We start from the raw sequence: 5,853 nt of genomic DNA, 5'->3' as shown, positions 1-5,853 counted from the left end.
CTGGCTGGTAGTCCCCGCATGTTTCTGGGTTGCAGTAGCTGTATCCTAGGTGGCATCCATCATCGAGGAATGGGTGAACGTTCTCTCCCCAAAACCTACATTTATTCCTCACCATTTAAACCACCCAAAAAATTAGGGTTTAATATGTTTCTCCAATTCTCATTTCTTCACCTTTCCATGTCTTCTGCTATGTGCTAAAGCATTTTTGTAGAGCTGAGCTTTTGAAAGGCTCCGCAGCTCTCTACCGCATACTGGGCATTCCCAGATGTAAATGCATGTACCATCCTCAGCCCTTACCTCCTTAACCATCAGCGGTCACCTTTAATTTTCTCCATATCAAACCCCATTAAACCACCCAAAAAAAGGTTAGTTAAGATGTTTCTCTAATTCCTCGTCAAGCCTCTTCTCCTCCATTCTAAGCTCCTCATACCTCTTCTTAAGCTCTGTAAGTCTTGGGTGAGGGTGCTTAACCCATTTGAAGCATTTAATATACTTCCTTCCTTTCTGAGATGTTCTCTCCTGATATTCTAGAAGGACAACGTGGTCTCCCCAGTTGGGCTTAGGATCACTGAATAAGACTATTACACCATCGTCAAGCCTACCAACAATATCGCCTGTTGGTAGGCTTCTGAAGCAGTAGGCTACAGGCAACTCATTAAGCTTCTTTTCCTCCTCATAGATTCTGTTCTTTTCTTCTTCAATTCTCCTCTTTTCCTCTTCAAGTTTTACAATTAGCTTTGAAGGCAAGCATTTGGTTAGAGCTTGCTGGAAGTCCTCAGCGTCCTCAGGAGCGATAGCGTTGAATATATCACAGATCCACTCACCAATGTATCTCTTCTTTTCAATGAATTTCTCAGTAAACCTTGAAAACTTATACTTTCTCAAATCTTCATACTTAGCCTTCAAAATCCTCTCTACACCATACTTCTCGATGAAGTCTAGAATTAAGTCGCTGAACACTGGGAATTTTATAGTACGTTTAGGAGTTACTTTTAATGGCTGAGCCTGAAGCGGACTCCAACCCTCCCATCCATAATCGACAGTCATATAATCACTAAGGGCATCTTCATAAGATGAATATATGTTAAGCCAGCTACCGCCATCTCCAGTTTTCAACACGAAGTATTCATTTCCAGCTTCAAACAGGAAGTGTCTCTTAAAAGCTTCATCATCAAAGACAACAACCCTCGAATACTTGCATTTATATTTAAAGACATTAGCTATAGCATCTAATAGTAATGAAGCATTATACTCTGAAACAATGAGGGTATCCCCCTCTAGTTTATAAGCATTGTACAAGTCAAGTGTTTCTACGCCCATGTAGTATTTCAGCTCGCTTTCAGATATTAACAGAGAAGGCACTTCCACAATAACAACTTCCTCATCACCGTAGACTTTAATATCAGTAATGTATCTTGCAAGCTCCTTTATTTTGTTGATTAACCATGAACGGTGAATTGATAAACTGATGGGTATCTGCTCCCTTGCTAAGACAAATGAAACTGGATGCATAACTCCAGCATCAACAAGCTTTGAGATTTTCTCCAGTAGAGATGTAAATTGTTGCAAAGCGGAGACAGCAACAATCCTCATGTAACCACCCATAAAAATAATTAATGTTTTCTGCTCCTCCACAGGCTTCGTAGGCAGCCGAGGCAGAAGCCGTTAGGATACTTCTTCTCTATCATTTCAGCAATTTTCTCAAGGGGCTCCCTACTCTTGAACAGTAGAACACCGTCTGCGAAAAGCCTTTCTTCAATCAGCTTCTCATCATCTATTTCGAAAAGCTTTAAGTCTGAAAGCTCAAGAAACCATCCATCACAGATGCAGAGATTCCCCATCCCAACAAATAAGCCGTAGGCTTTAAAAGACGGAATCCACACAGTCTTCAAATAAGCATTCACCACAACCATCCACCTATGACTGTATAAACAGGCTTTTAAATAGGAACTCACTTATTTTCCTACGTATTAGCAGCATATATAAAGCCTTTAGAAAGCTGAACAACCCATACTTCACCGTTCTAGGATAAGCTACCTCCACACCTTCCTCAACCTTATAGAAATCTTTTATCGTTATCCTTCTTCTAAGGAAATCTATGTGTAACTCCGTTGCCCCCTTAACTATTTTCACATAACCACCCTGATAAAAAATAATATGATTATTTACCCTTCAAAAACTTGGCGGCCTTCCTCTTATCAGTGAATAGGACTTCACCACATTCTGGACATAGATACTCATCCTTATCAGCCCCCCAGGTATCCACGTAGGAATAGTTTCTCCCATCAAAACAAAACTGCTCAACAACTGTGCGGAAATTCTCTAAGCAGTCTATTTCCTCCCCACATCTAGGACATTTAGCCATACAACCACCCAAAAAAATTTAGTATTTAAGTATTTGTTGGGCTTCAGCTATGATTCGCCCCCTATTCTCCCTAAGCTCCTCTAGAAGCTCTATTATGCGTTTGGGGAGGATTGGTGTTTTAGGCTCATCATCGAAGCGGATATTTACATCTGCTTCAAACACTACCCCATATTCAGTCTTTATAACGCTGATAACTACGTGTCCGAAGAGAGTGTATTGGACATCCTGGGGATGGCTATTATACCCATTTACAAGGTCACTATACTTATCCATGATTTTGGAGAGCGTGGGGAGGATTGGATGATAGTCTTCCCAACGCCTCATATATTCTTCCCAGCTCATAGCCATATAACCACCCATAAAAAATGTTAAATTATGATTGTTAATTCCCGAATTTTTCCAGCAGCTCCTCCCTCGTGTATTTTTCAACTTCAAGCTTCGTATACCATGTTTCATCGTAGAATGTTCCCTTAACGTAGTAGTACTGGTTTGTGGCTGGCGAATATATTAAGGCTACTCCGCCTTCACTTCCTCCCTCCCATGTCTCCCATGAAAACAGCTTCTCAACTATGTCGCCCAGCTCTTTCCGAATCTCCTCTACGGATAGGTTTTTCAAATCGGTGCATTTAAGAACCACGTTTAAAACAGCCTCCTCGAAAAGCTCCTCCCTACCCCTGTAATTATCCGTAACAACAAGCTCCGCACACTTGTTGCAGAACTCCTCTACAAGCTTCACCACTCCCCTCAACGTTTCAAACTCCTCCTCAGACACATAACCACCCATAAAAAATAGGTTTAGAGTACTTCGCTTTTTACAAGCCAGTAGTCGAGCTTCTCAAGCTCCTCTAAGCTTAGAACTTTACCTTCTGGAATCCTTGACCTGAGGAAGAAATGTACTCCTACATCTCCAGGATTCATGAAAACCGTGACTCTATTAGCTGGTATTGGGGTTGAGAGAAGCTTAGAAAGTAGGTTTGCTGTTGCTTCATGCCCAACAGCTGAAACAAACTGTTGCTTAAGCAGCTTCCTTGCCTCCTCCACGCTTATCCTCGTAAACTTCACAGTTGCCTGGGGATGCTTTGAGAAGTCGATGGGAACAATTAACGTATTCAAAACGTAAATCATATGACCACCCATAAAAAATTATTTAGTTTCCCTCAAAAACTTAGCTGCCTCCCCCTCATCAGTGAAGAGGATTTTGCCGCAATCTGGACAGATATATATGCTTTCAATTCTTGTGAAACCACCTACATACTCGTATTTTTCACCGTCAAAATGAAATGTACCCCAACCCTTACAGTAAACCTCTAAATACTCTATCTCTCCTCCACATTTAGGACATTTAGCCATATAACCACCCATAAAAAATTATTGGAATGCAGCAAGCCTCTGGAGTGGTGTTTCATACGGGTTATGATATGTTACGGTATATGTCTTCTTCCCTTTTACCCCCTGGATAATTATTGTTTCATTTTTTAACCCCTTGTCTTCAAGTAGTGAGCAGCTATTGTTAGCCCAGTACTCGATCCCAAGTCTTTCAGGCTTATGAGCTAGCAGGGTAAGTAAGTTACCAGTCTCATATATCCGTATATATGCTGGTGTACGCTTCTCATCAGTATTCCACCTCACCACAGTTATTGCTACTGGTATTTTTGCTTCGAGAACTATGTCGAAATAAACAGTTTTACCCCCTATCTTCTGCGACCTCTCCGCAACCCCAACAATCCTACCCTCACCTACATCTATGCGAATAAATTTAGGCTTATACCTGAGGAACTCGCTTAAAGTTACCTCTCCAACATCAACATCCATAATCCCACCCAAAAAAGGTTTAATAATTTATAAGTTCTCCTTTACTATACCTAAGGTTTCCACTCTCCTGTGGAGGCGTGAGGGGCAGCATGGACAGCCTAAGCCCTTCATAAACCTCTCCGCCTCCTCCCTCGTCATGTCGCCCACTCCACCTTTTAAAGCCACTCTTACACCGTAAGCATCCCAGGGTTCACCACATACAGAGCAATAATAGTCACCATTCTCATAATATGGGTGTTTCCCCCTCGCCCTCCCTTTCTTCACATCCTCCAAGAAATCCTCCAAATCATAATCATCAAATATCCCCATTTTCCCACCCATAAAAAGAAATAAGATTTAATTTAGAGGTATGTTTGGAATAACAAGCAGACTTCTAAACTGGGGTGGGTTGATTACTTCAAATACTTTCACGTTTAAGGCTTTTGAAGCCTCATAAGCCTCCTTGGAACTGAATATAGTTATTGAAGTTGAATGGTTAGATATGCAGTACATGGGGTACTTGCTATGCAGCCTAACTACTTTAGCCTTACGAACTAAGATGTTAATATTGCTACTTACATCTCTAAGCAGAACCTCCATGAAACCACCCATGAAAAAATTAAGTTAAATATATCCGCTTTATGTTGAACCCCCTCCTCCATGGAGTTCCAAACGGCTTGCATGGAACTTCACGAGATACAGTAGCAACTATCGCCTCAACCTCCCCTCTGGTAAGATCATCAGGAAGCCTAATGTACACTTTATCAATAGCTTGAACCACTTCAAGAACGTCAATGTTAAATTCCTTTTTTACAATTTCCTTTATTTTCTCTATATCCATCTTTCCACCCAAAAATAAATTTAAATTTTAAATTATGTTGTAGGTGAAGATTTTCTTAGCTGAGGAATGGAAAACATAGTTGCATAAGTTGCACTTATAGATGTGAACGTCGCCTTTAGATGTAGATGTTAATGTTAGGTGGCGGCAGCTTGGACAGAAGTAAACATCATCATCAAACATGGAACCACCCATAAAAAAATTAATTTGAATTTATCCAATCGTAGAAGTGTTCTAAACTTCTAGTATCCAGATTGTAAACATAGCTAACGTGGTATCCCCCGCACTGAGGGCATGTATAATGTTGTTTGAGCGATTTTTTCAAAGTAGCTATATCAGGTGCGACTCCCCCCTTCTCAGAAAAGGGGTCATACCACTCATATCGGTTATGCTTGAAGCAAAACCGAATAAATACTGGTGTAGAAAGGAATGTTAGCCCAAGACTTTTATTTATTTCCTTACATATTCCCTTCATTAAACCACCCAAAAATAAAATTATTATTTGTGATTATGTTTAAGTTCCTGCTCTATTATGTGTTGAACTGTATCTGAAAATTGAGAAATTTTCTCTTGTGAAACGGCTTCTATTGTAAGCCACCAAAATCCAGAGTTACAACTACAGTATGGATATGCAACAAACATTTTTCCGTCACTTTTTTTCCTGAATACTAATCCATTATCACTTACATACAATAGCGTAACATCATCTCCAACTTTTAGACTCATATAACCACCCAAAAAGAAATTAAATTAGATTATGTTTCTTGAGATAGCATTTACGTGCCTTAACAATCGTGGGGGATATTTGCAAAACTTCTGCAACTTTCTGATTACTTAAATTTGGGTATTTCTTTAGGAG

15 protein-coding genes are annotated in these 5,853 nt (G+C 40.2%); all 15 read right to left on the bottom strand.

Going from position 1 to position 5,853, the window contains the following annotated elements:
* Positions 1–159 precede the first annotated feature (159 nt).
* Positions 160–309, bottom strand: a complete 150-nt coding sequence (locus MRT15_RS08920) for a hypothetical protein (protein ID WP_304329737.1) — start codon at positions 307–309, stop codon at positions 160–162.
* 57 nt (positions 310–366) lie between these two features.
* Positions 367–1,593, bottom strand: coding sequence for a hypothetical protein (locus tag MRT15_RS08915; protein WP_304329736.1), 1,227 nt, complete (start codon positions 1,591–1,593; stop codon positions 367–369).
* Positions 1,594–1,613: 20 nt separating this feature from the next.
* Positions 1,614–1,907 (bottom strand): hypothetical protein, encoded by a 294-nt coding sequence (locus MRT15_RS08910; protein ID WP_304329735.1) that lies wholly within the window; start codon positions 1,905–1,907, stop codon positions 1,614–1,616.
* 10 nt (positions 1,908–1,917) lie between these two features.
* Complete coding sequence (locus tag MRT15_RS08905; protein WP_304329734.1) at positions 1,918–2,133, bottom strand: hypothetical protein; 216 nt, start codon at positions 2,131–2,133, stop codon at positions 1,918–1,920.
* Between the two features lie 28 nt (positions 2,134–2,161).
* Positions 2,162–2,365: a hypothetical protein gene (locus MRT15_RS08900; RefSeq protein ID WP_304329733.1), complete on the bottom strand. Its 204-nt coding sequence runs from the start codon at positions 2,363–2,365 to the stop codon at positions 2,162–2,164.
* 18 nt (positions 2,366–2,383) lie between these two features.
* Complete coding sequence (locus MRT15_RS08895; RefSeq protein WP_304329732.1) at positions 2,384–2,713, bottom strand: hypothetical protein; 330 nt, start codon at positions 2,711–2,713, stop codon at positions 2,384–2,386.
* 34 nt (positions 2,714–2,747) lie between these two features.
* Complete coding sequence (locus MRT15_RS08890; protein WP_304329731.1) at positions 2,748–3,137, bottom strand: hypothetical protein; 390 nt, start codon at positions 3,135–3,137, stop codon at positions 2,748–2,750.
* A gap of 23 nt (positions 3,138–3,160) precedes the next feature.
* Entirely contained in the window at positions 3,161–3,490 is a 330-nt protein-coding gene (locus MRT15_RS08885; protein ID WP_304329730.1) for a DUF1874 domain-containing protein, read from the bottom strand.
* Between the two features lie 18 nt (positions 3,491–3,508).
* On the bottom strand, positions 3,509–3,715 hold the full coding sequence (locus MRT15_RS08880) for a hypothetical protein (protein WP_304329729.1): 207 nt from the start codon (positions 3,713–3,715) through the stop codon (positions 3,509–3,511).
* An 18-nt stretch (positions 3,716–3,733) separates the two neighbouring features.
* Entirely contained in the window at positions 3,734–4,177 is a 444-nt protein-coding gene (locus tag MRT15_RS08875) for a hypothetical protein (protein ID WP_304329728.1), read from the bottom strand.
* A 27-nt stretch (positions 4,178–4,204) separates the two neighbouring features.
* Entirely contained in the window at positions 4,205–4,486 is a 282-nt protein-coding gene (locus MRT15_RS08870) for a hypothetical protein (protein WP_304329727.1), read from the bottom strand.
* 27 nt (positions 4,487–4,513) lie between these two features.
* Entirely contained in the window at positions 4,514–4,756 is a 243-nt protein-coding gene (locus MRT15_RS08865; protein WP_304329726.1) for a hypothetical protein, read from the bottom strand.
* Between the two features lie 19 nt (positions 4,757–4,775).
* Complete coding sequence (locus MRT15_RS08860) at positions 4,776–4,997, bottom strand: hypothetical protein (RefSeq protein ID WP_304329725.1); 222 nt, start codon at positions 4,995–4,997, stop codon at positions 4,776–4,778.
* Positions 4,998–5,024: 27 nt separating this feature from the next.
* Positions 5,025–5,177 (bottom strand): zf-TFIIB domain-containing protein, encoded by a 153-nt coding sequence (locus tag MRT15_RS08855; protein WP_304329724.1) that lies wholly within the window; start codon positions 5,175–5,177, stop codon positions 5,025–5,027.
* Between the two features lie 315 nt (positions 5,178–5,492).
* A complete protein-coding gene (locus tag MRT15_RS08850) occupies positions 5,493–5,720 on the bottom strand; it encodes a hypothetical protein (protein WP_304329723.1) in 228 nt (75 codons plus the stop codon).
* Positions 5,721–5,853: the final 133 nt, after the last annotated feature.

It is taken from the genome of Candidatus Culexarchaeum yellowstonense, from assembly GCF_024707025.1.
In the GTDB taxonomy this organism is placed as follows: domain Archaea; phylum Thermoproteota; class Methanomethylicia; order Culexarchaeales; family Culexarchaeaceae; genus Culexarchaeum.
The sequence above is the reverse complement of the archived record's forward strand: the minus strand, read 5'-3'. Positions and strand labels throughout refer to the sequence as shown.